Genomic DNA, 25362 nt, shown 5'->3' with positions numbered 1-25362 from the left:
CCGAAGGAGCGGTCATGACCCGGCAAATGATCTTTTCCATCGCGGTCGCCGCGCTGCTCGCAGGGTGCGGCATTGCCGCCCGCGACAGCGTGCCGTCGCTGGCGTCGCCCTCTCGACCGGCGCCAGCGACGGGGGATACGCGCGCGGACGCCGCCATCGCGGCGTTCGCGCGCGCGAGCGGGGTGGAACAGTTCACCGTCGTCGTCATGCGCGGCGAAGACAAGCTGCTCAACCACCACCACGGCGGTTTCGACGACCGGACAATATTGCCGATCGCGTCGGCGTCGAAGTGGCTCGTCGGCGCGACGATCATGTCGCTGGTGGACGACGGATTGCTCGATCTCGAAGCGCCGATTTCGCGCTACGTGCCCGATCTGCCGCCCGAATATGGCGCGCTGCGCCTCTCGCAGCTTCTGTCTTATACCGCCGGTCTTCCCAGCCTGACGAAATTTGTCGAATTCAAGCAGCCGCCGACGATTTCGCTGACGCGCTCGGCGCAGCTCGCCGCGCAGGTTCCGCTGGCCTCGCAGCCGGGCACCCAGTTCGATTATGGCGGCGCCAACCTCCAGTTTCTTGGCGCAGCGGCCGAACAGGTCACAGGCAAGCGCTGGCAGCAGATTTTCGACGAACGCATCGCGGTGCCAACCGGCATGGTGAACACGCTGTGGGGCGGGGCGTTTCAGGCGCCCGCGCGCGATAATGTGCCCGCCAATCCGATGCTGCAGGGCGGGGCCTGGACCACGGCAAGCGATTACGCGGTATTTCTGACGATGATCGCGCAGAACGGGCGTGTTCAGGGACGGCAGGTCCTGTCGGCCGATGCGGTCGCACGCATGGGCCGCGTGATGACGCTAGGTCTGCGAAAAGGTTTTACCGCCCCCGGTGCGCAGGGGAAAGACGTCGATTATCTGCTCGCCCATTGGTGCGAACGGCGGATCGAGGATCGCTGCACCTTTGAAACCAGCCCGGGACTTTACGGCACCTATCCGTGGGTCGACCGCGAAAGCGGGCTGCATGGCGTTATCTTCTTAAAGGACCGGCTGCGCCGCATCTCCGAAGAAGAACGCACGCTGCGCAACGCGCTGCTAGAGATTTACGGATAATATCCAGGAAGGAGCGAGCCATGACGCGCCGCATGAAGATCATAATCGGACTGGTCATTCTGGCCCTCGGTATCGGCGGATTCGCCGCGTATCGCTATCAGCAGCGTAAAGCGGAGATCACCGCGGCTGCGGAGGCCTATCTTTATGCGATGCCGCTCGTGCTGATGGATGTCACGCGCGAGGAAACCTTCAAGCATCCGGCGGCGGTCAACGCCGAACCGAACCGCTTCTACACGATCCCCATCCTGGCCGACGCGCGCTTCCGCACCGTCATCCGCCCCAACGTCGATACGCTCTATTCGACGGCGTGGCTGTCGCTGGGGAAAGAGCCGATGGTCCTCACCATCCCCGAAAACGACGGGCGCTATCATGTCATCCAGTTCATGGACGCGTGGACGAACGTCTTTGCCGCGCCCGGCATTCGCACGATCGGGAATAAGCCGCGGACTTTCCTGATCGCAGGACCCGATTATTCGGGGCCGACGCCCGAAGGGATGGAACGCATCGACGCGCCGACCGACATGGTATGGGTTCTGGGGCGCATTCATGCTCGCGGTGACGACGATCTGTATCCGGCGCAAGTTTTCCAGCGGCGGATCGACCTTCGCCCGCTCAGCCGGGTCGGTGACGAGACCTTCCTCCCCGCCATGCCCGATCCGAGCGGCCGCGACGGCAAACGCACCGAGCCGCTGGAAATCGTTCGCAAGATGGACGCAAAGACCTTCTATGCGCGCTTTGCAAAGCTGATCGAGAAGAACCCGCCGGCCAAGGCTGACGAACCTTTCATCCGCACCACGCTTGCCCCCCTGGGTCTGGCGCCCTCGAAGATCCGCGCCTGGGACGCCCGCTCGTCGGGCGAGCAGTCGGCGCTTCAGCGCGGGATGGACAGCGTGTGGGAAGTATTGACTGCGCGCGCCGATGTCGAACGGTCGCGCACCCCGACGGGCTGGGCCGGGTTCGAGGCGGTGGACAAGATCGGCAGCTATGGCACCGATTATAAGATCCGCGCCGGTGTGGCGGCCTTTGGCCTCGGCGCGAACCTGCCCGAAGATGCCGTTTATCTGAACGCGAGCGTCGACGGCAAAGGTCAGCCGCTGCTTGGCGGGAAGCGCTATCGCATCCGCTTTGCGCCGGGGCAGTTTCCGCCGGTCAAGGGCTTCTGGTCGGTCACGCTCTACGACCGCGAAGGCTATCTGATCGCCAATCCCTACAATCGTTATGCCATCCGGCAATTCGACAAACTCAAACTCGGCGCCGACGGATCGCTCGAAATCCTGATCCAGCCGGAAGATCCGGGTGAGGCGCTTCGTTCGAACTGGTTGCCGTCGCCGCGCGATGGTCAGCTGGCGCTGTCGCTCCGCGCCTATTGGCCCGAAAAGGCAATGCTCGAGCACCAATGGATGCCGCCGGCGGTCGAACCGATCGAGGGTCAGTGACGCCGGTCAAATATGCCGGCGCCGCCACGGCCCGGCCCCGTCCTGAAAACGGACAGGGGCCGGGCTTCGGTTCGATGCTGCGCTTCTGGCGCACCTCTTTCGCGCTGAGTCAGGAGGAACTGGCCGAACGGGCGGGAATTTCGCCGCGTCATGTCAGCTTCCTGGAAAATGGGCGGACCCGCGCGGGAAAAGATGTAACGCACGGCCTTGCGCGCGCGTTGGGGTTGGGGGCGCAGGACACCGCCACCTTTCTGCTGGCGGCCGGCCACGCTCCTTCGCCGCTCGCGCTCGCTGCGACGCCGGGGGCAGACCTTGACGATACGCTTGCGCTGCTCCTCCGGCAGGCCGATCCCGAGCCGGCCTGTATATTTGCACCGTGCGGCCGGATCCGCCTCGTCAACAAGGCGTGGGTCGCGACGCACCGCCGCCATCTGGGCGGGATCGCCGAGGGCGACGATCTCAACGCGCTGATGCTCTTTCTGCACGAAGATGGCTGGCGGCGTTTCGTGCCGGGCTGGCGCGACGTCGCCAGCCTGTTGCTCACCGCGCTGCAACAGGAAGCGCTGGTCGGCCAGAATGCCGCGGCAAGCCGTACCCTCCGTTCGATATTGTCATTGCCCGGCATTCCGGTGGACTGGGCGCGGCGCGGCGCTGCCCTGTCCGAACAGGGGCCGGATTTCCGCGTGCATATGCAGTTCGGGGCGGGACGCAGCCGACGGTTCCGGCTGCTCCACAATATGGTCGGCACATATCCGTTTGCCGGGGGGGCGCGTCTTTTCGTCCAGCATGTGTTTGCCGACGACGGCAAGCGGACCTTGTTACCGGCCGACCTCAGCCGTCTCGGCGCGGTTTCGCACCCTCTCTGCCCCTATTGAAGTCCGGCCCCCGGCGAACGTTCAGGGACGCGCCATCTTGCGCGCAATAATCTTCATATAACGCGACGGCCAGATGCGTTGGATGATGTCCGCGCGCCGGGCGTCACTGCCGATCAGGATGCGCGAATCGCGCCGTTCGATCCCGTCGGCGATGATCCTGGCCGCATCGGCGGGGCTGGTCGTCAGCCCCTTTTCATAACGCGCGAGGTCGTCCTTTGCGACGTCCTGATCGACGCCCGACGCCATCTTGGCGGAGCGCGCAATGTCGGTCGCGATGCCGCCCGGATAGACGGTGCTGAGCGCGATCCCGCTGTCGGCCAGCTCGATCGACAAGGTTTCGCTGTAACCGCGCAGCGCGAATTTCGACGCGACATAGGGCCCTTGGCCGGGGGCCGCAATGATTCCCAAAATGCTCGACACGTTCGCAATGCGCGCGGACTCGCGGCGACGGAGTTCGGGAAGCAGCGCCCGCGTCAACCGCACCGGTGCCCAGAAATTGATGTTGAAAAGCCATTCGAATTCGGCGGGATCGACCTGTTCGATTGTCCCGACCATTGCGACGCCGGCATTGTTTATCAGGCATATGATATCGCCATGATCGGCGAGCAGGCGCTCGGCCAGCGTTTCGACTTCGTTCGATTGGCCGAGGTCGGCCTGATAGGTCCGCGCGCGAACGCCATGGCTCTCGACGCGCGCCTTGGTCACTTCCAGCGCCGCGGCATCGACATCGACCAGCGCGAGCGATGCGCCGCGTGTGGCAAGTTCCAGCGCGACCGCCGCGCCAATGCCATTCCCGGCGCCCGTGACGACGACCGTCCCCGATTTCCAATTCCAGCTCATGTGCCCGCATCCTTTCCCATTTATACATACTCAATGTAAAAATTTTTGGACAAGGTCAATCGGGGACGTGCTTCGCACGATCGCAAAGCGAAGAACGAGGTGAGCGGAATCGGTGGAGTACGGTCAGGTGGTCGGTGGCGCAGGAAGCCTGACGGTCGCGCGCAGCCCGCCCGTATCGCGGTTGCCGAGCGTAAGGTTTCCGCCGTTCGCCTCCGCCAGCGCCTTGACGATCGAAAGCCCCAGCCCGGCGCCGCCGGTGCTGCGCGTGCGCGACGATTCGAGCCGTTCGAACGGCGCCGTCAGCCGATCGAGCAATTCCGCCGGAATGCCCGGCCCATTGTCGATCACTTCTAGTATCACCCCGCCGTCTTCCTGGCGCAGCGTGGCGCGTGCGTAGGTGCCGTAGCGTATCGCGTTGTCGATCAGATTGCCCATGATGCGCCGGAAGGCGATCGGCGCGATGCTGCATGGAACGGGCACGGTGGGGGTTGAGATCGCGACCGGATCGCCCGCCTCCTGACGAAGCGCAACATAGTCGGCGGCCTCCCTGCGCGCGTCGATCGTGACCGCCGTCTCCGTGCGGTTGCTGTCGCTCTGCGCGAACAACAGGATGTCGTCGAGCAGTTGGCCCATTTCCCGAATATCGTCGATCGCGCGGGCGCGGTGGCGGTCGTCGCCAATCTGTTCGGCGCGCAGCCGCAGCCGCGTCAAATAGGTGCGCAGATCATGCGCGATCGCCGCCAGCATATGCGTGCGTTCGCCGATCAGGCCGCCGATGCGCGCTTTCATCGAATTGAACGCGGTTGCCAGCGCGCGCAGTTCGCGCGCGCCGCTGGGCGTAACGTCGGGCACGCTCGCGTCGCGTTCCAATATCTGCGTCGCCTTGGCCAAGCGTTCGACCGGCCGTAATATCTGCCGCGACAGCATGAAGAGAATGCTGAGCAGGACCGCGGCGCCGACCCCGGCGACGAAGACATACCGTTCGGCGAGAATCTGCAGCAGCAGCGGCGCGCGTTCGATCGCCACCACCTCGCCGGTTTGCAGCCCGATCAGGACGCGAATTGGCCCGCGCGGCGGATCGCCCTTGCGCAGCGGACCTGCGAAGAGCGTTCCTTCGCGTGTCTGGACATGCAGCGGGCGTCCTTGCAATTCTTCGGCGAAGCGCCGGAAGCGTTCCTCGAGATGCGGCGCAGGGCGGGCCGCGGGCGCGGAAGGGGCCGCATCGTCAACGGGGAAGCCCTCGAGGATTTCGACCGTCGTTCCGCTGGTGCTGGCGGCCGCCGCGATCGCCGGGCGCAGTGACGGCGGTGCACTTTCGATCGCCTCGGCGATCTCGCGCGCGTCCTGCGGATCGATCAGCCGAAAGATCAACGGCCGCCCGTCAGGCCACAGCGCGATAACAAGGATCGCCGCCTGCAACGCGAAAAGGCCCAGCATGAAAAGTGCGGCAAACCGGAATCGCAGGCTACCGATCCAGCGGCGCATCTTAAAGGCCGCGTTCGACGGCGGGCGCGAACAGATAGCCGCCGCCGCGAACCGTCCGGATCATCGCGGGCTTTTTCGGATCGTCGCCAAGCTTGCGCCGCAGCCGGCTCAATTGCACGTCGATCGTGCGATCGAAAGGGCCGGCATCGCGTCCACGCGTCCAGTCGAGCAGCTGGTCGCGCGATAGCACGCGCTGCGGATGGTCGAGCAGCGCGAGGAGGAGGTCGAATTCCCCGCCCGTCAACTCCACCGCTTCGCCTTCGGGGCTGCGCAATTCGCGCGACCCGCCATCGAGCGACCAGCCGGCGAACCGATAGACCTGCCCGGCAAGCGGCGCCGGCCGGTGAATCTCGCGGGTGCGGCGCAGAACGGCACGGACGCGCGCGACAAGCTCGCGGGGGTTGAAAGGCTTGGGCAGATAGTCGTCGGCCCCGAACTCGAGGCCCAGGATGCGGTCGATGTCGTCGCCTTTTGCGGTGATCATGATCACGGGCACGCGGATCGCGGCCGCGTGCAGGCGGCGGCAAATGCTGAGGCCGTCCTCGCCGGGAAGCATGAGATCGAGCAGGACGAGATCGACCCGTCGCCGGTCGAGCAGGCGGTCGAGTTCTGTGCCCGAGGGACAATGGGCGGTTTCATATCCCTCGCGCGCGAGAAGTTCGGCGACGAGTTCGGCAATATGCTCGTCATCCTCGACGATGGCGACAAAGGCCGCCGCGCGCTGTGCAGTTTCGCTCATCCTCGCATGACAGCCGAGCGCTTCCTCCATCTCAAGCTTTAATCGGGCGGCGTTACATTTCGTTGCCAAAGCTTACCGGCGGGTCATTGGTCTCTTACGCGATCCGGGCATTTCTGTCGTCGTCAAATATCCCCCAAGGAGCTTTTAAATGACGACCTTTCGATCCCTGATGAGCATAGCTGCCATCGTAACCGCGGGTGTCGCCGCAGCCAATCTGGCGCCCGCCGAGGCCCGCGATCATGGGCGCATCGTTCGCGGCCACGGTCCAGGCGGTGGCTTCATTGCCGGCCGTCACGTTTCGCGTGAGCCCGGCTCGGCGACCGTGACGCGCGGTCGCGCGAACGCCAATGGCCGCGGTTATGTGCAACAACGCACGACCCAGCGCGGCGACGGCACCGTGTCGAACCATGTCGAACGCCAGTACCGCAACGGCAAGACGGTCGAACGGAACGGTTCGGTGACCCGCAATGGCGATGGCTCGGTCAGCCGCGAGCGCAGCCGCACGGGCGCGTCGGGCAACAGCCAGAACAGCTGGAGCACCATCTATCGCACCGACGACGGCTATCAGCGTTCGCGCGGCGCGTCGACGTCGCAAGGGCGGGGCTATACCGCGACGCGTGACGTCTCGGTTTCCGACGACAGCGTCCAGATCAACCGCAACGCCACGACCAATTCGGGCCGCAGCGTCAGCAGCTCGCGCACCTATCCGCGCCCTCAATAAGCAAGGTTTGACAACATGAATCGCAAATTCACTCTCATCGTGGCGGCGGTCGGCGCCGTCGCCGCATCGGCCCCGGCGCTTGCGCAAGGCCAGCGCGATCCCACGCAAATGCTGGAACGCGCCGACCTCAACGGCGATGGCCAGATTACCCGCGCCGAACATACCGAAATGCGCGCGCGCATGTTCGACAAGATGGATCGCAACCAGGACGGCGTCATCGACAAGGAGGACGCGCCTAAGCGTCGCATGATGCGCCGTGGCGGCGACAAGTTCAAACAGCTGGCCGAACATCTGGACAGCAATGGCGACGGCCGCGTGACCCGCGACGAAGTCGTCAACGGCCCCAATATCCTGTTCGATTATGGCGATAAGGATCGCAATGGCGTGATCGACCAGGAAGAGATGGCAGCCCTCCGCGAAGCCGCGGCCGCGCGTCAGGCGGCGCGCTAGGAGCTGCACCTGCCGGCAGCGGTCCCAACCTCCCCTCTGCCGCTGCCGGCAGTTTTTTCAGGAAGCCGGATGTGCCACCGATCGGCGGCTACATTCCGTAAAGATAGATTGCCGTGATCGCGATCGCATTGCTTGTGGCATGCATCATGATCGCCGGAAGCAGTTTCCGGTCGCACAGCAGATAGACTGTGCCGTAACAAAGGCCGCTCAGCCCGGTCGTTATCATGCCGCTCATCCCCTGCCAGGCGTGGGCAAGGCCAAAGCCCAATGACGTAATCAATAGCAGCGGGACGGCCCATTTGGCGCCGAACTCGGCGGTGCCCCAGCCGATCAGGAAGCCGCGGTCGATGACCTCTTCGATAACGCCGCCAAAGAGCACCCCCAGCGCCAGCATCGCCAGATAATTGCCCAGATTGCCCTCGATTCCGGCGAGCGACGAAAGGTCCGCAGCCTCACCGGTGGCCTGCTCGGCAAGAAAACCGAAGAGAGGATTCAGTGCGAAATGCATCACGGCGCCCGCGGCGATGCCGATGGCGAGGGAAACGGGTACGCTGCGAAAAACGGCGGCGAATGTCGGCCCGCGGGTTCGCTTTACGAAGATAAGGATCAGGATGACGATCGGGATCGAGATCAGCATTCCGTTGGGGATTGCCGCGGCCGGTGCGAACACCGCCAGCCAGAAGAAAATTGCTAAGGTCATGAGAGCGCCTGTTATTATTTAGTACGATTCGGACTATTGCCTCTCCTTGCCCGGACGTGCAAGGGAAATGGCCTATGCCGGAGATGACCGAACTCGAAGGGACCGTCCTCGGGCTGATTGCCTTGCACCCCGAAAGCACGGCATATGAGGTCCGCCGTGAGTTTCAGAAATCACGAACCGCGCATTGGCGGGCGAGCGCGGGGGCGATCTATCCCCTGATCGAACGCCTGGTGAGGCGCGGCCTGATTGTCGCCCGGGCGATCGGCAGCGATCGGCGCGGAACGCGGCGCCTTCAACTCACGCCGGTTGGTCTCGCCGAGGCGCATGGCTGGATCGTCGCGGATATGTCGGGCATCGTCACCGCGGCACCCGATCCGATCCGAACGAGGTGTCACTTTCTGGCGCTGTTGACGTGGCGCGAGCGCGATCGGATCATTGACCGGTGGCTGGCCCGAACCGAACAGGAAATCGCGGCGTTGCAGGGCGCAGAGCCCTTCGACGATCCCTATGAACAATGGGCGGTCGAGGGTGCCGTCATGCAGCTGATCGCGCGCCGAAACTGGCTGCGCACGCTGCCCGATCACGCTTCCTGAAAACCTCGAAACAGGGCGATAGCCGGCCGGTCGGAAAATACCGGTTGACTCTTCGTGGGTCTCGCAACAATACTTAAGTCAATGCTACAGTATCAAGCCCAGCCGCTCGACCTTGCGTTCCAGGCGCTGTCCGATCCCGGTCGCCGGGCGATGGTCGAACGGCTGAGCCGCGGTCCCGCCTCGGTCAGCGAACTTGCCGAACCGCTGCCGATGACGCTGTCGGCCGTGGTCCAGCATCTCAAGATTCTGGAGGAGGCGGGGCTGGTCAGCAGCCGGAAAACCGGCCGAGTGCGGACCTGCACGCTGGAGATCGCCGCCATGACGAAACTCGAAAGCTGGATCGCCGAACGCAAGCGCTTCTGGGACCAGCAATACGACCAGCTGGAAGCCTATTTGTCCCAAAATTCCCAGGAAGGAGAGTAATTAGTGGCCGTCACCAATGCCATCTTCACGATCGAACGGGTGCTGAGCGCGCCGCCCGCGCGGGTCTTTGCGGCCTACAGCAGCCTCGAAGCCAAAAACGGCTGGTTCAAGGCGCCGGCGGACATCGAAACGCTGGACCGCGAGCTCGATTTCCGCGTTGGGGGAAAGGAACGCTTCCACGCGCGCTGGCCCGGCGGGCTCGTTACCGATTTCCAGGCGACCTATCACGACATTGTGGAGAATGAGCGGATCATCCTCGTCTATGATCTTTTCCATAATGGCGACAAGCTGTCGGTATCGCTGCTGACGCTGGAACTTCGCGCCGAGGGCGACAAGACCCGGCTGATCCACACCGAGCAGGGAAGCTATCTGAGCGGCGGTGACGAGGCCGTCAAAGGCCGCGAACACGGCACAACCTGGCACATCGACAATCTGGTCGCCCTGATCGAGGGCCGCGAACTGAAAGCTTTTGCATGACTATCGAACTATTTTCCCATCCGTTTTCCTCCTATTGCCAGAAGGCGCTGATCGCCTTTTACGAAAACGACATCGCGTTCACCGAACGGATGCTCGAGGAGCCCGGGGTCGGTGACGAACTGGCTTCGCTCTGGCCGATGAAGCGGTTTCCGATCTTGCGCGAAAATGGTCGCGTGGTGATGGAGGCGACGACCATCATCGAATATCTGGGCGTCCATCATCCGGGACCGGTGAAGCTGATTCCCGAGGATCCCGACCTTGCCTGGCAGGTGCGGATGCTCGACCGCGTGTTCGACAATTATGTCATGACGCCGCAGGGCAAATTCGTGTTCGACGCCCTGCGCCCGGAGGGAAGCCGCGATCCCCACGGTGTCGAGGAGGCGCGCAAACTGCTCGACACCAGCTACGCCTGGCTCGACGAGCATATGCGCGGCAAGACATGGGCGGTGGGTGAAACGTTCACGCTTGCCGATTGTGCTGCCGCGCCATCGCTTTTTTACGCCGACTGGACGCACCGAATTCCGGAGCGCTACGAAAACCTGATCGCCTATCGCGCGCGCCTGCTGGCGCGGCCGTCCTTCGCCCGCGCCGTCGACGAAGCGCGGCGCTTTCGTCACTATTTTCCGCTCGGTGCGCCCGACCGCGATTAGGGGAGGGCCAGGCAAAGCCTGGCTGTCAGATGATCCGGCGCCGCCGCCTGTCGAGGAGACGCAGCCAGGCGGCGGAGTTGGTCACGCTCATCAGAAGATACATGGGCACCATGCCGCCGAAGGGGCTATTCGCGCCGCCGCACAGCCGCTGCGCCAGTCCATCGCCTTCGGCGGCCGTCAGGACCGCCATGACCGCAAAGGCCGGCGCCGCGGCGAGGCTCAGCCACGTCGCGGCGCGTCCCAGACCCGAATGATCTTTCGGCATCAATCCGGCGATCACCCGTCGCGCCCAGCGTCGGTGCCCGCGTTGTCATGCCAGACCCACCACCCATAGGGGTCGGTCTGCGGATAGCCCTCCGGCGAATCCTCCCATTTCTCTTGGCGACCAAGCGCCGTAATATCGAGGTAGTTCCACGTGCTACCCATTTGCTCATCCCCGCGACCGTTGATGAAATAGGTCCGAAAGATACGCTCGCCATCGCGGAAGAACGCATTGGTGCCATGCCATTCGTCGACCCCGAAATCGGCGTCGAAATCGTCGGTGATCGTATACCAGGGGATATGGTCCCACCCCATGCGCGCCTTCACCCTGGCCAAATCCTCTTGCGATCCGCGCGAGATGAAGGCGAGGCTGGTGTCGCGCGCGTTGAGGTGCGCGGGATGTACGGCATGGTCGGCGACCATCGAACAGCCGATGCAGCCGCGATCGGGCCAGCGCGATACGCCGGGGTCCATGAAGGCGCGATAGACGACGAGCTGGCGGCGGCCGTCGAACAGGTCGAGCAGGCTCATTTTACCCTTCGGTCCCAGGAATTTATAGTCCTTATCGATCTCCAGCCACGGCGCCCGCCGCCGCTCGGCGGCGAGCGCGTCGCGGGCACGGGTAAGGGCTTTTTCCTGCACGAGCAGGCGCTCGCGGGCGGCGTCCCATTCTTCGCGCGACACGATCGGCGGGTGGTTCGTCAACTGCATACTGTTTTCCTTGTGTTGGGAGAGGTGGGGGAGGTGTCCTGTTTGTTGGCTCAAGACGCCATGGTGCCGATGCGCGTGACGACCTGGACCCAGCCGCCGCTCATGCGGCTAAATGCGCCCTCATTGTGCGGCAGCACAAAGCCCGAGTGAACAAGCCGCAGGCGCGTTCCGCCGTCCGTCTTTTCCAGCGTGAATGTGACGATCGTGTCGAGCCGCGAGCCGTAACCCACATTGCCCTCGTGCCCGCCCCGCCACGAATAGGCGAAACGCTCGTTGGGAACGACTTCGAGCACTTCGCATTCGATCGTGCCGTCCCACTCGCCCGCGGCCGTCGTCTGATAGGTAAAACGATTGCCAACCACCGGCGCGAAGCCCGCCGGGGCCATGCCCGCCCAGCGCGCCATCAGCTCGCCGGATGTCAGCGTCTTCCAGATCGTCTCGGGTGAATGGGAAAAGACGTCTTCGATGACGATTTGCCGGACATCCGCCGCGACCATATTCTCGCTCAAGGGTCAATCTCCTTCAAAAGATCATGCAAGGTGTCGAGCCGTTCGCGCCAGAAGGACTCATAATATCCGAGCCAGTCCGACAGCGGGCTGAGCCCTTCGGGCCGCGCGCGATAGAAGACTTTCCGCCCCTGCGGCCGCTCGACGACGAGGCCCGCCAGCTTCAGCGCTTTCAGATGCTGCGATACGGCGCCCTGCGACACCCCGCTGGCCCGGGTCAACTCGCCAACATTGATTTCGTTACCGCGCGCGAGCTGTTCGAACACGGCCCGCCGCGTGGGATCGGCGAGGGCACGCAACACGGTATCGACGGCGGCAGCTTGGATCATGCAAAATGATTAGCGCACGCTAATTAATTAGTCAACACTAATTTGATTGACGATTGATAGGCCGTTCGTGGTCGAAGCCGCGTGGGCTCGGCGCGGCGGCCGCGGCCATGATGGCACAGGGGGCGCTCGATGCGGGGGACGAGCGCCGGGCGCGCGACGCCGGTCGTGTCCGCCGATAACCGGCGCTGCTGGAACCGCGCTCGGCGGCGACATCCATATCAGCGGCCGCGCCGGCTCACGCCATAATCGATCCGGATCCTGACCCACGCGCCGACCAGCGGCTGTCCGCCAAGGCGCGGCGGCCGCACGCGGAAAGCCCATGAAGCGGCGAGCACCGCGCGCGTGATCTGCGATCCGTTCGGATACTCATCGAGGCCGACGCAATCCTCGACGCGATAATCGGGCGCCGTGCGGCAGGCAATCAGGCCCCAACCGGGGCCGCTGGCGGTCGACAGATAACCGCGCAGCTCATCCTCCCGCGGCTCGCGATACCAGGCCGCAGCATAGAGCGGCTCGCCATTGGGCGCCGTTCCGACACGCTCGGTATCGCGCGATGCCGAGCCTCCGCTGTTGGGTGGCCCCTGAGCTTGGTCGCCGCGCAGACGAACGCCGATCCGTGGAGGTGCCGGCGATGGCGGCTGCGCGGTCGGTGCGGGCAGGATCGGGGCAGCCTTCGGTTCAGCGGTGGGCATCGGCCGCGCTTGTTCGGTGGCCGGCTGCGGGGGCGTGGGCTCAGGCCGCTCGTCGGCCTGTGCGGGCTCCGCGCTGGCCGCCTCCGGCGCCTCGTCCGCAGTCTCGGTGGCCTTGACACTGATGACGCTGACGCTCTCGGCCTTGAATTTGGGCCGCGGTTCGGGGCCAAAGGACAGCAGCAGGAGCAGCAGGAAAGCCGGGATCAGCACGGCCAGGCTCAGCGCAAGCGCGCGGCGGCCCGGCCCGATGCTGAGCTGTTCGACATAGGGGGTGGCTGGAACGAGGCTCAGCTGAAGCAATCTTTGGTGGTGGCGTCGGATGGTTGGCGCGCCCCGGGGCGGCGTCCGCAGGGATAGAGGCGCACCCTATCTTTGACAAGAGTGCGCCTGTGGCGGGCGGGTCGGCGGCGAGCGCCATCGCGTCTGCGTCCGCGCCAGAATTCATCGCCCGCGTTATTTCGCGGAAGGCAGCTCCTTTACCACGCGAAAGCCGATCGAGTCGTCCAGCGCCTCGGGCGCGTAGCGGATGCGCTCGGCGCTTCGCAGCTGGCGCGGCTGCGTTCCCCACGATCCACCGCGCACCATGCGCGTCTTGCAATCCTGTTCGGTCCGCATCCCGTCTTCGGAAAGTGTTGCATGGGAGGAAGACGAACAGTCGCTGGTCCATTCGGCGAGATTGCCGAGCATGTCGTAAAGGCCGAACGCATTGGGTTTAAACGCGCCGACCGGCGACGTGTTCAGATGGCCGTCCGAACAGGTTGCGTAGGGAACCGGCTCGCCGGCATATAGATCGCCCTTTTGCGCCACGATCGTCGCGTCGAACCCGTTCATGAAGGGACAGCCATCGTTGACATCCGCTCCCCAGGGATAGGCGGACGTCGAACCGGCGCGCGCCAAAAACTCCCACTCGGCTTCGCTCGGCAGGCGGTATCCGCCCCCCGTACGGGCGTTCAGCCACGCGATATAGGCCTCGGCATCGAAAAAGTTGACGCAGGCGGCGGGATGATCTCCGGCCTGAACAAAGCCCGGGTCGTAAAAATTGGTATCGGGATCGGGTTCCCATGTCCCCGATTTTCGCCGGTCGGTGACGCACATGCCGCGCACGGGACGGCCGGTTGCATCCAGAAACCGCTGATACTGATCGCGGGTGATCTCGAAGCGACCGACCGCCAGCGTCTGGGTCACGCGAACGGTGCGCTGCGGCCCTTCATCGTCGCGCCGGCCTTTTTCGTCGTCGGGCGACCCGATTGTGAAGACTCCCGTCGGCGCGACGATCATCTCGGGGCATCCCTCGCAGTCGCGAAAAATGGCGCCCGGCGTCATGGGGGGAGTGACGCTTGCCGAGGAATATTCCGCTGCTGCACCCCCAATGAGGACAGATGCAATCAAGAGGATGAGTAAATCTAGCTTCATGACGCCTGTCTCCATCTTGTGCAAAGCGCAGTCCGGGCGGCCGAATGTTTAACGTCCCGGGCGGACCAGAGGAAAGCTCGAGCGCGTAAAGCGGCCGCTGCGGTTATCGCAGCGTTGCAAGACACGCTATCACGATCATCAGCGCCATCGCGATATTCATCGTCCGCTCCGCCGCGGGGGCCATGCGGATGCGGCCCAGTCCTGCTCCGGTCGCGAGCCAGGCCGCATCGACCACGATCATCACGACGACAAGGATCAGCCATTTCAGGAAATTGTCGTGCGTTCCGTGGGCGGGCACCGCGATCGAGAAGGATGCCAGGAGCGACGCGAAGGCCAGATAGGCTTTGGGATTGGCAATTCCGAGCAGGAACGCACCCGCCAGCGGGAAGCCGCCCGAATTCTGCTCTCCGGCGATTTCGCCGGCGAGCGGCGCGGAGGCGATCGACCAGGCAAGCCAGCCGAGATAGACGAGGGAAATGAGAGTGAGCGCCGTCGCCAGCGTCGGGCTGGATGCGATCAGTGCCGTCAGGCCCGCCGCGCACAGGCCCGCGGCGAGCGCAAGGCCAAGCTGCATCGCCGCGAGGAAGGGAAGACCGCGCGCGATGCCCCGCGATCGCCCGACCGCGACGAGAGCGGCGATGCCCGGGCCGGGCGACCCGAGCAGCGCGGCGGCGCCAAGCGTGAAGTTGAGAAGGTCGGACATGGGGGCGTCAGGCGCCGCGGCGGCCTGAGAGAGATGCCGCCGCGGCGCGCGCGCCTCGCCCGGTCGCGAGGCCGACAAGGCCCCAGCCGGCGAAAAGCGCGATGAAAAATTGTGCGATGCCGCTGAGCTGGAATATCGGGTCGTCCGGCGGCTGGTACAGCCCCTCGCGCAGCGTTGTTTCGGCGCCCAGCACATATTGGATGTTTGGAAGAAGATGGTTGTAGCCGCCTTCGTAAAATCCGATCATTCCCACCGCGAACCCGCCTGACACCAAAAAATAAACCCACGATGCGATCCGGCTGCTCAAACGCCGGGCATCGGCGCGCGCGATCGGAATCGTACCCAGGATCAGGATCGCCGCCGGGATGCTGATATAAACGATATGGAGCCGCCAAGGGGTCGAAAAAAGGTCGGCGCCATAAATATGGTGCGCCGCCGTCGTCACGAGAACGCCAAGTGTTGCAAGCGTCGTCAGGCGAAGATGGCGGGGCTGCGCGTGATAGAGGATCGATTCGGACATCGGGAAAGCCTTGGTGGTAAGCGATGATCGGTCCTACCGCGTGCGTGCGGCTCGGGGGCCGGCTTTTTCGGACACTATGGTCCCGAAATCCATTTTTGGATGAACCTATATATTCTTCTGTAAAATCTGGTGCGCAGCGCCGCGCTGTGCAGTGGGACCGTCCGGGGCCGGCCATTGGTCGTTGAGCCCGTTACGGACTAGCTTCCGGAACAGGCTCTCGGCTTCCTGCCACGGTGTCGCCGGATTGCGATCGAGCCACCATTCGAGGACGCAAAGCAGGGTCGCGCTGATATGCCCGATCGCCAGCTCGCGCGGGATGGCCCCGGCGCGCTGCGGTAACAGCGGACGGATCACTTGGGCGAAATTGGCCACGATCGCCTGACGCACGATCGCATTCGCCGCCCCGCCTGCGATCGACGCCTGAATATTCCTGTGTCCGTCGATATGCTGAAACAGCGTTTGCGACACGACGCCGGCATCCGGGGCCGGGAGGGCTGCTATGGCGCCAAGCAGCTCGGAACGCAGGCGATCGAGGCTGCGCGCGAGCAATTCGTCTTTGGATTTGAAGTGGGTGTAGAAGGTCGAACGGCCGACATTCGCGCGCGCCAAAATGTCGTCGATGCGGATCGCATCATAATCGCGCTCGCCGATCAAGGCGACAAGCGCGTCGTACAGAGCGGTGCGTGTTCGCGCGATCCGGCGATCGATGGCCATGCTGGTTCCTTTGCGGCTTTTCCGGACTCCGCCGCGGCCCGGTGCAAAGCCATTCACCGGGGTTCGGGACGTTTGTCCATTATCCGATCGGCTGGTGCGATCAACATCGAAGGAATGGCCGGCACGACACCGGTAATCGAACAGCGCCTGTGGCGGCGAACGGCAAGGGATGGGTCCGACAAGGCCTGCACGGAGCGGAGGATGATGTATAAGCTTCGCCAAACAAATATGGCGGTAATCATGAAAGAGCGATTCGGACCAAGCACACGCGATTCCGGGGAAGATCAATTGCCTTTCCACTTTGAGCAGTGCGGGGACGGCGATGCGATTTGTATACTTCTTCACGGTTTCGGTGAAGGCGGTTATATGGTATGATTTTGCCGCGCGCTTGCCCAAGCAATATCGTGCGATAATCATTAATCTCCGTGGTCATGGAGATTATTTCGCAGAGGATAAAAATAACTATAATATCATCAAATATTCGTCTGATATTGTAGATATGGTTTGCAGATATAATTTGAACAATATATCATTGATAGGCCATTCCCTTGGCGCATCGGTGGCAATCAAAGTCGCTTCCAATATACCGGATCGTATAAGGAATTTGGTCCTCGTGGACTTTTCCTTGAGCGCCAAGCCGGCTATTCATGAAAATATCATGTCGCAATTCCGCGAGCAATGCGATGGCTTCGGTTCCCCCGCCGAGTACGCCCGATGGCTATCGGACAAGCGACCACTGACGCATCCCAGGATGATCCCCCATATCGTGAGCAATGCTTTGCGCGAAACGCCCGAGGGACGCTTCGTGCTGAAAGTTGATCCCGCGATTAAGAAAATAATAAACAATGTATCGAAATTTCAAGAGGATTATAAGTCCATATTGTCCGAAATATTATGCAGGACGCTATTGATAAGGGGACGAGGGTCTGCGATCTTGAGCAAGAAAGAGGCGATGGATATTGTAAAAATATTGAAGGATGGGGAGCTTCAGGAAATTTCGGGCGCCGGTCACGCGGTGATGACCGATAATCCCGACCAGTTTTCCGAAACTGTTAATCGCTTTCTTGTCGGATCGCGATCTTGATGCTGGATACGGCCTCATCGCGATCGAGGGATTATGCTGTTTCAGGGTTCTGGAGATGGCCGGCGATGATCAGGCGCTGAACCTCGGAGGTTCCTTCATAGATACGCAGCGACCGGATCTGCCGGTAGAGACGTTCGGGCACAGCATTCTTCACAATTCCTGCGGCGCCGAAAATCTGCACCGCGTCGTCGACGATCCGCTGCGCTTGTTCGGTCGCAAACAGTTTCGCGATGCTGCAATGCTTTCCATAGCCGCGGATCTGGTGGTCGATCTCCCACGCCGCCTGGGCGACGAGCAATGCGCTGGCGGTCAGCGCCGCCTCGCTGTCGGCGAGCTTCGATTTGGTCAATTGCATGTCCCACACCGTGCCGGCCCCAAGGCGTCTGGCGTGCGCCCATCGGAGTGCCGCGCTCCGTGCCCGGCGCGCAAAACCGGTCGCGGCGGCGCCGACCGTTACTCGATATTGTTCAAGAATTTCGCCCGCGATCGCGAAGCCATGCCCCGGTTTCCCGATCATCTGGTCGGCCGCTACGACACATCCTTCAAAGCTCAGGCTGCCAAAAGAGCGCGGCGCCATCGTCTCGATCGTTTCCGATACCCGCATACCGGGCGATGCCGCGGGCACGTAAAACAGGCTGAGCCCAAGCGGCCCGGCCTCGTCCGCCGTGCGCGCCAGGACGATCGCGAAATCGGCAATGTCGGCGTTGGAGATCCAGGTCTTCGTGCCGTTGAGGACATAGGAGTCGCCGCGGCGTTCGGCCCGCAGGGACACGTGGGCGATGTCCGAACCGACATCGGGTTCGGATATGGCAAGGCAGCCGATCGATCGCCCGGCCAATATGTCCGGAAGCAGCGCCGCACGCTGCTGGGCAGAGCCGTATCGGATCAGCGGTGTAGCCGCGAGGGCCTGAATCGAAAAAGCGAAGTCGAACAAGTCATGGACGAATGCGAACCCCTCGCGAACCAAACAGATGCTGCGAAAATCCGGGGGCGCGTCGGCGTCGCCGTACCACCCGTTTCGCCCGAACAGCGTCGTCAGATGGCGTCCCGTTTCGGCGGGCGAGCGCCTTTCAATCTCGTCCGGTTCGGACGCGATCTCGTCCGCCCATTTTTCAATTCGGTCCGCGAGCTGCCGATGCCGTTCTTCATACAGCGGCAGTCGAAGAACCGAGGGATCGAATATTTTCATATCAGCGGCCGCGATCACAGCGTCAAAGCGCAACGATCGGCGTTTGCTTCGTCGCCGTGCGTGACCGGGGCTGGCGCTTCCAGCGTCCCGCCTTCCACGAAATAGGCGAATGAGGCGTAGCCATTCCAGATGCGGCGCCATTCGGCAGCGCATACATCCGGGCCATATTGCTGCGCCGTTTCGGCGAGATGCGCCTGAATGATTTCCGCCGCCTGCCGGGCATGGCCGGCCGACATGTTGTCGATGGAGAGGTGCACGGCCTCGTAGATTGGATCGAAACCCCAATGCTTCAGCTTCTGGATTTCATGCATCCGCAACTCGCCAAGGCCAAGCATCTCGGAGCCCAGATTATAGCCCAGAATCTCTGCATGGAAGCGCTTCGGAAACTGACCGAGCGACAGCTGATTCAACGGAAACGTATAGAATATATCGGGAATTTCGTCCTGATCGACGAAGGCTTCGTCGCGGATATGCGGCAAGTCGATCCCCAGACTGCCGAGCACGCGATGGATCAGCGTGATATGGTTTTTCTCGACATCGCCCAATCCCATCTCATCGGCATAGATGCCGAACAGCTTCACATCGGCGATTTGCCCGAAACGGCTCGTGCCGCCGCTGCGAAAGGCCCAGCAACCGTCGATCAGATTGCCGAGGGCAAAATATTTCTGGCCGAAGACAACCTCATCGCGCGGCGGAATGTCGGTGAGCGGCGCATAGGGTTCGACGAGCTGGTGCCAATAGATGGACTCGATCCGATCGACGAGGGCTTCGGGCGAATAATCGAAGAAGCGGGCATCGGTATATCGCCCCGTATCCTCGCTGTGGAAAAGCATTTCCGATCGAGCGAGACCCGCTTGAACGCGCTCCAGCGCAACGGGCAAGATGTTCGCGAAATTTTCGATATTCACCAGCTGATAGAATAGGGTGCGGTCATCGAGATCAGCGGCCGATTCAAACACCGTGTCGCGGGGTGGACGCTCCCGGATATTGGCCAGCCACAATCGCGCGACCGGTTCTTCGCGCCCCTCCGGCAGGTTTATCGGCGCGTCGATCGTTTGTGCCGTGCTATGAAACCAGGATTTGAGGACGTCCGCTTCCTCATCGGTAAATATGCCGAACATCGGCCCGCCGAATTTGATGGCGTCGATAAAGCGGCAACTGCCTTTTTTATCGGCGCGCAGATAGCCAGAACGCTTGAAATCCTTGAGGAAGGCGGCAAGGTCCTGATCGGTTTCGGTCGCAGTTTCGGAAAGCGGCTTTCCGCCGATCCGCACGCGTTGATGTTGCTTTCCGGCAAAGGGCGCGTGGCGCCGGACGATCTCGGCAACTTGCAGATCAAGCGACTGGCCGGCCGATCGTGCCGCCCGGTCGGCGAGCATCGCCGCATGGCGCCTTTCCAGGCAGACAAAGACGCGCACCGCATCGACGAGGCGGCGCGACAGGGCTTCGGCCGCCGCGTCCTCGTCCAGCGCATCGAGGTAGGCGTCGAGTATTTCCCACGCCGCTTCGGGGGGCACGATGGGGTCGAGCCCCGCAATTCGGTCGTCGATCCCCAACGCGTGGCAGGCGGCGTGGATTCCGATCAGTTCCGGAAAATAAGTCGCCGGATAGCGGGACAGCGACAGCAGGAACGCCGCGTGCAACGACGTCATCGCATCGCTCGCGGCCTCGCGAAAGAAGGTCGGATCGGAGAGGGCGGGCAGGAAAATGCCCGCCGCCTCGAGCGATCGCCGACGCATGGCGACACAGGACCGGGCGGGACGGCCCTCGCCAAGAAGCGACCATCTTTGCCCGAACAGCCCGTTGACGATCGCGGCAGGTTGCGTCGCGGGCTGCGAAACGGTGTCGAGCCAGCAATCGCCGAGCAAGGACAGCGCGGCCCGTCCGCGAAGGAGCGCCTGTCGCGCCGCGGTTCCCAGCGCGGCCGCGCCGTCGAGCATCGCGGCGGCGGCAACGCGCTGGTCTTCGAGCGAGCGCCGCAGCGCGTCCCGATCGACGCGGCCGCTGCGGAGGGCGGGGGCCTGCGCCACCATGTCCATCGCGCCATCGTCCCACTCCGGAAGGGCGAGCGTCGCATCGAGTATTTGCTTGGCGACCAGCAGCATCGCCTCGCTTTCGCCATCGTTCAACAGGTGGGCGGCGATCTCGGCGGGCTCGGCCGCAAGCGCCGCATCGGCCAACGGCCGGGCCGTCGGACTAAAATGAAACCGCCCGATCATGCTGCCAAGGAAGCGACGTGGGGGAGGGCGCTGAAAGTCATCCAAACTAGGATGCGATTTGGGTGCAATATCGATTGCTTGCGGCAGGCCTTTCATTTCACATCTCGCTTCGGTGACGTCCATCACACCCACTGGCGGATCGGCGCGGCATGGAAAAATCGACGATAAATCTTCACGGCTGCCACTATTCGCTTGGCGAAGAAGAGCGGCGCGTAAGCGAGCTTCCGGGTCTGGCCGACTGGCTCGCGCAACATCAGATGATCGACGACGCCGGTCTGTGGGGTTGGGATCGATTTCGCGTGACGGGCAGGCCGATCCTCGACCTGCTGGCCGAAACCGCGCGCCGAAGCCTGGCGGATTTTGGCGACGGTGCGCCAAAGGTCGATGCCGTCATCCTGTGCGCCACGCGCTTTCCCGCCGATGTCGATGGGCACGCCGATGTCGTCGGTCGGCTGCTCGATACGCTCGGCCTGCACCACGCCATCCCCTACGGCGTGACCCTCAATCGCTGCGCAACGCTGACGGCGGCGCTTGGCCTCGCCGAGGCGCTGGTCCGCAGCGGGCGGCACGCGGCGATACTGGCGGTGGCCGGAGATACGATCGGCGCGCAGGATGACCGGCTGCGTCCCTTCGCGGTGTTCAGCGACGGGGCGGCAAGCTGCATCGTCAGCGCCGAAGCCGGCGGCGAATTCCAGCTGCTTGGTACTGCCGCGGCGGTCGATAGCCGATCGATGACGCCCAATGGCGAAATCTCGGCCGATCTGACGCGGCGGGTGAATGCCGAGCTGCTCGCGCGGGCCGGGGTCGACCTCTGCGACATCAAATGTCTCGCGCACAATAATCTGTGGAAGCCGATCCTGCTCTTGAAGGAACAGCAGGCCGGGTTTCGCCGCGACCAGCTCTATCTCGACAATATTCCCCGCCTCGGTCACGTGTTTTCCTGCGATCCGCTGATCAACATGATCGATCTGGCGGCACGCGATCTGGTGGCGTCCGGCGAGCTGCTGGCCCTGGGATCGAGCGTCTCCGGCGCCCGCTTCGGCGCGTTGCTGCGCAGGCGCTGAATTTCGGCAGGCTGCGGCTGAAAGGGCGGGGCAATGGGTCATCTCACCCCGCCAGGCTGAATATTTCGGTTCGCGCGAGCGCGGGGTTGCCGCGCCGGACATGGAGCGCGCCCGCCTTCGGCAACAGGACCACCGCGCCGACGGTCTTCTCGCGGGCTATGTTGCCCGTGTCGGGCACGCAGATCGGCCCGCGCGACAACAGCGCCATATAGTCTTCCGGACCTGCGTCACCCCTCAGCCGATCGAGCTGCGCGGCACAGGCGTCCAGCCGCTGCACCGAGGAATTGCGCGCAAATGGGTTCATCTGATCCATCGCGATAAAGTCTGGCGACAGAAAATGATTGCTATGCACCAGCCTACGCCCCTCGCGGACGGCGAGCTTCCCGTCGCAATGTTCGACGATAACGCTGCGCCGTGCATCGCACAGCAGCAGCGAACGCGAACTCGCGAGCCGCGTCCTCGACAACCAATCGAGGCAGGATTCGATGTCGCTGCACGTATCGAGCAGGTGGCGGATTGCGAGATAAGGCGGGATGCCCGGCCGCCATGCGCCGCCGAGCACAAGGTTGAGCCCGATGGCGAGGCCGTCGCTGTTGAGGCCGAGGTATCCGAGCAGCCCCGTGAAACTCAGCAACAGCACGCGGCGCGGACTCGCTCGATGCGCAATCCGCAGAATGACCATCTGGTCCTCCAGATTGCCATTGAGATCGATCGTCTGGGCGAGCAGGGGGCCATCGCCGCGCTGCTGGCACAGCGTCGTGCAGTCGCCCGCCGTGCGGAACCGCGAATAGCCCATCACTTCGCGGCGCATTTGCAACAGCATCGCCTCGTCGGGCGCGATGCCGGCGCCTTCGGCCAGCCCTTCGATCTCTTCGGCAAGCGACGGCGCGCCCTCGGCGATCTCCCGGCGATAGGCTGCAATCTCCGGCGCCAGTGCCGCAAGGCTGACTGGCTGCGGCAAGACGCGATTGAGCCGCGCCAGATCGTCATCGAGAAAGGCGCGGATCTGCTGGCGGAGCGCCATGCCATGTGCGTGTCCAAGCGCGCGCGGCGTGCCCTCGATGCACAGTTTTGTCACGGCCCCCACCCGATCAGTTCGCTGGCTGGCCGGGTCAGTTTCCGCTCTTTGAGCAGACCAGACCGAACCGCCGGCCATTCACGCCGCAGGATGCTGTAATAGATCGCATCGCGGCGGCGCCCATCGGGCATATAGTTGAAACTCCGCAGCACGCCCTCTTCGGTCGCGCCGATATTCTGCAAGCCCTTGCGCGCCTGGAGATTGCGCACGTCGGTCTTGAATTCGACCCGTTCGCATTCCAGCCGCTCGAACGCATGTTGCAGCAACAGAAATTTCGCCCAGCGATTGAGGCCCTTCCCCCGATGCGCGCGCCCAAGCCACGACCACCCGATTTCGAGCCGCCGGTCGGCCTCGGCCAGATTGCCGTAGGCCATGCTGCCGGCCACCGCGCCGCTCGCCTTGTCGATGACGGCAAAGACGACCCGCCGACACGCGGCGGTGTCCTCGACGGCCTGTTCGATGAAACGGTCGAGATCCTCGTCCGTGTCGATCCGCTGGACGAAATAGCGCCATATATCTCGGTCGAACGCGATGTCGGCGAGCGCCGCACGATCGGTGGGGGCGATCGGCCGCAGCCGGGCATGATCATTTTCCAGCGACACCTCGGCCAGTTGGCCGAACCAATCAAGCCGGCTGGTCGGCGGCATTTGCAAACAGGGTGACGACATCACGCGGGGTCCTCAGCTGGGCGATATGCCTGTCGGTAAAGTTGAAAACGGGAGTGTTCGTCTCCTCACAGAGCGACGTCACCAGCACGACCAGATTGAGCGATGTCAGCCCATATTCATCGGCAAGGCTGGCATCGAGAGCGATCCGATCGATGTCCAGATCAACCAGTCGACAGAGGTTCTTTCGAACTAGGGCTTCAAGATTGTTCATATAAATCCTCTTGTTACGCGAGATATTTCATCCGCAAACCGGGCCATGATCGCCCTGCGTTTTGGTTTATATTGCGAGGTCAGCAGCCCGTTCTCGATGCTGAACGGCTCATCGACGATCAGGAACTTGCCGATCCGTTCGTCCGCTCCGCTGCTGTTGTTCAGATCGGCGATATGACGCTGGATGGCGCCGCGCGCCGCTTCGCCGTCCGGTGCGCAGAGGATCGCCGAAAGGCGGTCGTCGCCCGAACCGACGACGATGCAATTCTCAACCTCGGGACAGGACCGGAGCTTTTCCTCGATCGGTCGGACCAGGACGTTGCGGCCATTGGTGAGGACGACAATATCGTCGGCCCGGCCCAGAATGTAGAGAAATCCGTCCGCGTCGAAGCGGCCGAGATCGCCGGTGCGCACCGATCCGTCGCGCTGGAAGATGCGTTCCGATTCGCCCGGAGCGCAGAACAGATAGCGGGTATTGACCGGGAAATCGCTGCGCACAACGACGATGCCGTCCGCATCGATCGAAACTTGTTTGCCATTGATCGGCTTGCCCACGCTGCCGCGTCGATGGGCTCCCGGAGCATTTTTAGTGACGATGCAGGTTTCGTTCATGCCATAGCCCTCGAAGATTGGCGTGCCGCAATCCTCGAAGAAGCGGAGCATGTCGGGGGCAGCGGGGGCGGAGCCGGTCCAGAGATAGCGGATGCGCGGCCCCATAACCTCGCTGGCCGCACGGCGGAGCGCCGCCGGATCGTCGCTCCCGGCCCGCGCCGCGATCGCTTTGCGCAGCGTTTCGAAGAAGGCGGGAACCCCCATCACCACCGTCGGCGCCTCGCGCCCCAGCGCATAATAGGCCAGCTCGTACGTCGACAGCACGACATCATGGCCATAGGCGAGGGCCGAATAGATCCAGTATCGCTGCTGCAACAGCGACAGCGGCAGGAAAACGAACAGACTGTCGTCCGGCGAATGCGCGAACAGCGCCTGTGTCGCGGCGATCGAACTGTCGATGCTGCCGACCGTGGCCGCCAGCCCCTTGGGCTCGCCGGTGCTCCCCGACGTGAATTTGATCGTCGTCACGTCGTCGGGCGCAAAGGCGACGGGATCGAGGTCGGGATCGTCTGGCAGCGCGTCCAGCGCGCCAATCAGGCCGTCCATCGACCGAATGCAGGGCGCACCCGGCGCTTCGTCGCTGAAGATGATGCGGAGCGCATATCGTTCGGCAAGGGCGGCCGTCACGGGGAATTTTCCGGCCTCGAAACCGGCGGTGACGGCCTTGAGCTTCAATGCGGCGAGATCGATCAACAGCCATTCGAGCCGGTTTCGGGCGACGATGCCGATCCGGTCCCCGGCGCAAATGCCAAGGCGCTGAAGATAGACGGCGGTCTTTCGGGCAAGCCGGTCGAGTTCCGACAGCGAAATCATGGTTCGCCCGCCCGGACCATAGATGATCAACGACTTCGCGGGCGAGGGCCGACCGTTCGCGACGCGATTGATGATCTGGTCCAT

General features: G+C 63.3%; 30 protein-coding genes. 11 read left to right on the top strand and 19 right to left on the bottom strand.

Features of this window, described 5'->3' with window-relative positions:
- Positions 1 to 14 precede the first annotated feature (14 nt).
- The 3 genes from VSX77_RS03580 to VSX77_RS03570 are packed head-to-tail and all read left to right on the top strand — an operon-like array spanning position 15 to position 3414.
- Positions 15 to 1103: a serine hydrolase domain-containing protein gene (locus tag VSX77_RS03580; protein ID WP_338426298.1), complete on the top strand. Its 1089-nt coding sequence runs from the start codon at positions 15 to 17 to the stop codon at positions 1101 to 1103.
- 20 nt (positions 1104 to 1123) lie between these two features.
- Positions 1124 to 2539 (top strand): DUF1254 domain-containing protein, encoded by a 1416-nt coding sequence (locus VSX77_RS03575; RefSeq protein WP_338426297.1) that lies wholly within the window; start codon positions 1124 to 1126, stop codon positions 2537 to 2539.
- Complete coding sequence (locus tag VSX77_RS03570; protein ID WP_338426296.1) at positions 2536 to 3414, top strand: helix-turn-helix domain-containing protein; 879 nt, start codon at positions 2536 to 2538, stop codon at positions 3412 to 3414. The genes VSX77_RS03575 and VSX77_RS03570 overlap by 4 nt, the downstream gene beginning before the upstream one ends.
- Positions 3415 to 3435: 21 nt before the next feature.
- Here VSX77_RS03570 and VSX77_RS03565 read toward each other — a convergent pair whose 3' ends face one another.
- From VSX77_RS03565 to VSX77_RS03555, 3 genes are all read right to left on the bottom strand, one after another.
- The gene (locus VSX77_RS03565) at positions 3436 to 4254 is read right to left on the bottom strand and encodes an SDR family NAD(P)-dependent oxidoreductase (RefSeq protein ID WP_338426295.1); all 819 of its coding nucleotides are present in this window, start codon (positions 4252 to 4254) and stop codon (positions 3436 to 3438) included.
- A gap of 123 nt (positions 4255 to 4377) precedes the next feature.
- Positions 4378 to 5739: an ATP-binding protein gene (locus VSX77_RS03560; RefSeq protein ID WP_338426294.1), complete on the bottom strand. Its 1362-nt coding sequence runs from the start codon at positions 5737 to 5739 to the stop codon at positions 4378 to 4380.
- Between the two features lies 1 nt (position 5740).
- On the bottom strand, positions 5741 to 6478 hold the full coding sequence (locus VSX77_RS03555; protein WP_338426293.1) for a response regulator: 738 nt from the start codon (positions 6476 to 6478) through the stop codon (positions 5741 to 5743).
- A 169-nt stretch (positions 6479 to 6647) separates the two neighbouring features.
- On the opposite strand from VSX77_RS03555, the gene VSX77_RS03550 reads away from it, so the two are divergent.
- Both VSX77_RS03550 and VSX77_RS03545 read left to right on the top strand, forming a co-directional pair.
- Positions 6648 to 7199 (top strand): hypothetical protein, encoded by a 552-nt coding sequence (locus VSX77_RS03550; RefSeq protein ID WP_338426292.1) that lies wholly within the window; start codon positions 6648 to 6650, stop codon positions 7197 to 7199.
- 15 nt (positions 7200 to 7214) lie between these two features.
- Complete coding sequence (locus VSX77_RS03545; RefSeq protein WP_338426291.1) at positions 7215 to 7649, top strand: EF-hand domain-containing protein; 435 nt, start codon at positions 7215 to 7217, stop codon at positions 7647 to 7649.
- An 88-nt stretch (positions 7650 to 7737) separates the two neighbouring features.
- Here VSX77_RS03545 and VSX77_RS03540 read toward each other — a convergent pair whose 3' ends face one another.
- Positions 7738 to 8349: a CPBP family intramembrane glutamic endopeptidase gene (locus VSX77_RS03540; RefSeq protein WP_338426290.1), complete on the bottom strand. Its 612-nt coding sequence runs from the start codon at positions 8347 to 8349 to the stop codon at positions 7738 to 7740.
- Positions 8350 to 8423: 74 nt separating this feature from the next.
- Between VSX77_RS03540 and VSX77_RS03535 the strand changes: the two genes are divergently transcribed.
- The 4 genes from VSX77_RS03535 (at position 8424) to VSX77_RS03520 (ending at position 10492) form a co-directional block, all read left to right on the top strand.
- Positions 8424 to 8942 (top strand): PadR family transcriptional regulator, encoded by a 519-nt coding sequence (locus VSX77_RS03535; protein WP_338426289.1) that lies wholly within the window; start codon positions 8424 to 8426, stop codon positions 8940 to 8942.
- An 81-nt stretch (positions 8943 to 9023) separates the two neighbouring features.
- A complete protein-coding gene (locus tag VSX77_RS03530) occupies positions 9024 to 9365 on the top strand; it encodes an ArsR/SmtB family transcription factor (protein WP_338426288.1) in 342 nt (113 codons plus the stop codon).
- 3 nt (positions 9366 to 9368) lie between these two features.
- Positions 9369 to 9842, top strand: a complete 474-nt coding sequence (locus tag VSX77_RS03525; protein ID WP_338426287.1) for an SRPBCC family protein — start codon at positions 9369 to 9371, stop codon at positions 9840 to 9842.
- On the top strand, positions 9839 to 10492 hold the full coding sequence (locus VSX77_RS03520; RefSeq protein WP_338426286.1) for a glutathione S-transferase family protein: 654 nt from the start codon (positions 9839 to 9841) through the stop codon (positions 10490 to 10492). Before VSX77_RS03525 ends, VSX77_RS03520 begins: the two co-directional genes overlap by 4 nt.
- A gap of 25 nt (positions 10493 to 10517) precedes the next feature.
- Here the strand turns inward: VSX77_RS03520 and VSX77_RS03515 are convergent, their stop codons facing one another.
- From VSX77_RS03515 to VSX77_RS03475, 9 genes are all read right to left on the bottom strand, one after another.
- On the bottom strand, positions 10518 to 10757 hold the full coding sequence (locus VSX77_RS03515; RefSeq protein WP_338426285.1) for a hypothetical protein: 240 nt from the start codon (positions 10755 to 10757) through the stop codon (positions 10518 to 10520).
- 11 nt (positions 10758 to 10768) lie between these two features.
- Positions 10769 to 11464, bottom strand: coding sequence for a DUF899 domain-containing protein (locus tag VSX77_RS03510; RefSeq protein ID WP_338426284.1), 696 nt, complete (start codon positions 11462 to 11464; stop codon positions 10769 to 10771).
- A 50-nt stretch (positions 11465 to 11514) separates the two neighbouring features.
- A complete protein-coding gene (locus VSX77_RS03505) occupies positions 11515 to 11973 on the bottom strand; it encodes an SRPBCC family protein (protein WP_338426283.1) in 459 nt (152 codons plus the stop codon).
- A complete protein-coding gene (locus tag VSX77_RS03500) occupies positions 11970 to 12299 on the bottom strand; it encodes an ArsR/SmtB family transcription factor (RefSeq protein WP_338426282.1) in 330 nt (109 codons plus the stop codon). The genes VSX77_RS03505 and VSX77_RS03500 overlap by 4 nt, the downstream gene beginning before the upstream one ends.
- Before the next feature lie 218 nt (positions 12300 to 12517).
- On the bottom strand, positions 12518 to 13291 hold the full coding sequence (locus VSX77_RS03495) for a hypothetical protein (RefSeq protein WP_338426281.1): 774 nt from the start codon (positions 13289 to 13291) through the stop codon (positions 12518 to 12520).
- Positions 13292 to 13444: 153 nt separating this feature from the next.
- Positions 13445 to 14269 (bottom strand): formylglycine-generating enzyme family protein, encoded by an 825-nt coding sequence (locus tag VSX77_RS03490; RefSeq protein WP_338426280.1) that lies wholly within the window; start codon positions 14267 to 14269, stop codon positions 13445 to 13447.
- Positions 14270 to 14507: 238 nt separating this feature from the next.
- Complete coding sequence (locus VSX77_RS03485) at positions 14508 to 15107, bottom strand: LysE family translocator (protein WP_338426279.1); 600 nt, start codon at positions 15105 to 15107, stop codon at positions 14508 to 14510.
- A gap of 7 nt (positions 15108 to 15114) precedes the next feature.
- Positions 15115 to 15627 carry a hypothetical protein gene (locus VSX77_RS03480; RefSeq protein WP_338426278.1) on the bottom strand — a complete coding sequence of 171 codons (513 nt, stop codon included), beginning with the start codon at positions 15625 to 15627 and terminating at the stop codon, positions 15115 to 15117.
- Positions 15628 to 15732: 105 nt separating this feature from the next.
- Complete coding sequence (locus VSX77_RS03475; RefSeq protein WP_338426277.1) at positions 15733 to 16737, bottom strand: TetR/AcrR family transcriptional regulator; 1005 nt, start codon at positions 16735 to 16737, stop codon at positions 15733 to 15735.
- Between VSX77_RS03475 and VSX77_RS03470 the strand changes: the two genes are divergently transcribed.
- Entirely contained in the window at positions 16664 to 17425 is a 762-nt protein-coding gene (locus VSX77_RS03470; RefSeq protein WP_338426276.1) for an alpha/beta fold hydrolase, read from the top strand. The two genes, VSX77_RS03475 and VSX77_RS03470, sit on opposite strands and share 74 nt — an antisense overlap.
- A 31-nt stretch (positions 17426 to 17456) precedes the next feature.
- Here the strand turns inward: VSX77_RS03470 and VSX77_RS03465 are convergent, their stop codons facing one another.
- Together VSX77_RS03465 and VSX77_RS03460 are read right to left on the bottom strand one after the other, a co-directional pair.
- The gene (locus VSX77_RS03465) at positions 17457 to 18614 is read right to left on the bottom strand and encodes an acyl-CoA dehydrogenase family protein (protein WP_338426275.1); all 1158 of its coding nucleotides are present in this window, start codon (positions 18612 to 18614) and stop codon (positions 17457 to 17459) included.
- A 14-nt stretch (positions 18615 to 18628) separates the two neighbouring features.
- Positions 18629 to 20794, bottom strand: a complete 2166-nt coding sequence (locus VSX77_RS03460) for an iron-containing redox enzyme family protein (RefSeq protein ID WP_338426274.1) — start codon at positions 20792 to 20794, stop codon at positions 18629 to 18631.
- Positions 20795 to 20982: 188 nt separating this feature from the next.
- Here VSX77_RS03460 and VSX77_RS03455 point away from each other — a divergent pair, with 188 nt between their 5' ends.
- Positions 20983 to 21897 carry a hypothetical protein gene (locus VSX77_RS03455; protein ID WP_338426273.1) on the top strand — a complete coding sequence of 305 codons (915 nt, stop codon included), beginning with the start codon at positions 20983 to 20985 and terminating at the stop codon, positions 21895 to 21897.
- 43 nt (positions 21898 to 21940) lie between these two features.
- On the opposite strand, the gene VSX77_RS03450 is transcribed toward VSX77_RS03455, so the two are convergent.
- The 4 genes from VSX77_RS03450 to VSX77_RS03435 are packed head-to-tail and all read right to left on the bottom strand — an operon-like array spanning position 21941 to position 25362.
- A complete protein-coding gene (locus tag VSX77_RS03450; RefSeq protein WP_338426272.1) occupies positions 21941 to 22975 on the bottom strand; it encodes a C45 family peptidase in 1035 nt (344 codons plus the stop codon).
- Positions 22972 to 23643 carry a GNAT family N-acetyltransferase gene (locus VSX77_RS03445; RefSeq protein WP_338426271.1) on the bottom strand — a complete coding sequence of 224 codons (672 nt, stop codon included), beginning with the start codon at positions 23641 to 23643 and terminating at the stop codon, positions 22972 to 22974. Before VSX77_RS03445 ends, VSX77_RS03450 begins: the two co-directional genes overlap by 4 nt.
- On the bottom strand, positions 23600 to 23854 hold the full coding sequence (locus VSX77_RS03440; RefSeq protein WP_338426270.1) for an acyl carrier protein: 255 nt from the start codon (positions 23852 to 23854) through the stop codon (positions 23600 to 23602). The genes VSX77_RS03445 and VSX77_RS03440 overlap by 44 nt, the downstream gene beginning before the upstream one ends.
- On the bottom strand, positions 23851 to 25362 hold the full coding sequence (locus VSX77_RS03435; protein WP_338426269.1) for an AMP-binding protein: 1512 nt from the start codon (positions 25360 to 25362) through the stop codon (positions 23851 to 23853). The genes VSX77_RS03440 and VSX77_RS03435 overlap by 4 nt, the downstream gene beginning before the upstream one ends.

The sequence above is a fragment of the Sphingopyxis sp. TUF1 genome, assembly GCF_036687315.1.
In the GTDB taxonomy this organism is placed as follows: Bacteria; Pseudomonadota; Alphaproteobacteria; order Sphingomonadales; family Sphingomonadaceae; genus Sphingopyxis; species Sphingopyxis kveilinensis.
The sequence above is the reverse complement of the archived record's forward strand: the minus strand, read 5'-3'. Positions and strand labels throughout refer to the sequence as shown.

Coding starts and splice junctions, on each gene's coding strand:
- VSX77_RS03490 (WP_338426280.1), bottom strand. CDS start 14,269: ATGATCGTCGCGCCGACGGGAGTCTTCACAATCGGGTCGCCCGACGAC.
- VSX77_RS03510 (WP_338426284.1), bottom strand. CDS start 11,464: ATGCAGTTGACGAACCACCCGCCGATCGTGTCGCGCGAAGAATGGGAC.
- VSX77_RS03580 (WP_338426298.1), top strand. CDS start 15: ATGACCCGGCAAATGATCTTTTCCATCGCGGTCGCCGCGCTGCTCGCA.
- VSX77_RS03470 (WP_338426276.1), top strand. CDS start 16,664: ATGCGATTTGTATACTTCTTCACGGTTTCGGTGAAGGCGGTTATATGG.
- VSX77_RS03500 (WP_338426282.1), bottom strand. CDS start 12,299: ATGATCCAAGCTGCCGCCGTCGATACCGTGTTGCGTGCCCTCGCCGAT.
- VSX77_RS03540 (WP_338426290.1), bottom strand. CDS start 8,349: ATGACCTTAGCAATTTTCTTCTGGCTGGCGGTGTTCGCACCGGCCGCG.
- VSX77_RS03565 (WP_338426295.1), bottom strand. CDS start 4,254: ATGAGCTGGAATTGGAAATCGGGGACGGTCGTCGTCACGGGCGCCGGG.
- VSX77_RS03480 (WP_338426278.1), bottom strand. CDS start 15,627: ATGTCCGAATCGATCCTCTATCACGCGCAGCCCCGCCATCTTCGCCTG.
- VSX77_RS03530 (WP_338426288.1), top strand. CDS start 9,024: ATGCTACAGTATCAAGCCCAGCCGCTCGACCTTGCGTTCCAGGCGCTG.
- VSX77_RS03575 (WP_338426297.1), top strand. CDS start 1,124: ATGACGCGCCGCATGAAGATCATAATCGGACTGGTCATTCTGGCCCTC.
- VSX77_RS03440 (WP_338426270.1), bottom strand. CDS start 23,854: ATGAACAATCTTGAAGCCCTAGTTCGAAAGAACCTCTGTCGACTGGTT.
- VSX77_RS03485 (WP_338426279.1), bottom strand. CDS start 15,107: ATGTCCGACCTTCTCAACTTCACGCTTGGCGCCGCCGCGCTGCTCGGG.
- VSX77_RS03550 (WP_338426292.1), top strand. CDS start 6,648: ATGAGCATAGCTGCCATCGTAACCGCGGGTGTCGCCGCAGCCAATCTG.
- VSX77_RS03560 (WP_338426294.1), bottom strand. CDS start 5,739: ATGCGCCGCTGGATCGGTAGCCTGCGATTCCGGTTTGCCGCACTTTTC.
- VSX77_RS03465 (WP_338426275.1), bottom strand. CDS start 18,614: ATGAAAATATTCGATCCCTCGGTTCTTCGACTGCCGCTGTATGAAGAA.
- VSX77_RS03455 (WP_338426273.1), top strand. CDS start 20,983: ATGGAAAAATCGACGATAAATCTTCACGGCTGCCACTATTCGCTTGGC.
- VSX77_RS03445 (WP_338426271.1), bottom strand. CDS start 23,643: ATGTCGTCACCCTGTTTGCAAATGCCGCCGACCAGCCGGCTTGATTGG.
- VSX77_RS03555 (WP_338426293.1), bottom strand. CDS start 6,478: ATGAGCGAAACTGCACAGCGCGCGGCGGCCTTTGTCGCCATCGTCGAG.
- VSX77_RS03435 (WP_338426269.1), bottom strand. CDS start 25,362: ATGGACCAGATCATCAATCGCGTCGCGAACGGTCGGCCCTCGCCCGCG.
- VSX77_RS03545 (WP_338426291.1), top strand. CDS start 7,215: ATGAATCGCAAATTCACTCTCATCGTGGCGGCGGTCGGCGCCGTCGCC.
- VSX77_RS03515 (WP_338426285.1), bottom strand. CDS start 10,757: ATGCCGAAAGATCATTCGGGTCTGGGACGCGCCGCGACGTGGCTGAGC.
- VSX77_RS03520 (WP_338426286.1), top strand. CDS start 9,839: ATGACTATCGAACTATTTTCCCATCCGTTTTCCTCCTATTGCCAGAAG.
- VSX77_RS03535 (WP_338426289.1), top strand. CDS start 8,424: ATGCCGGAGATGACCGAACTCGAAGGGACCGTCCTCGGGCTGATTGCC.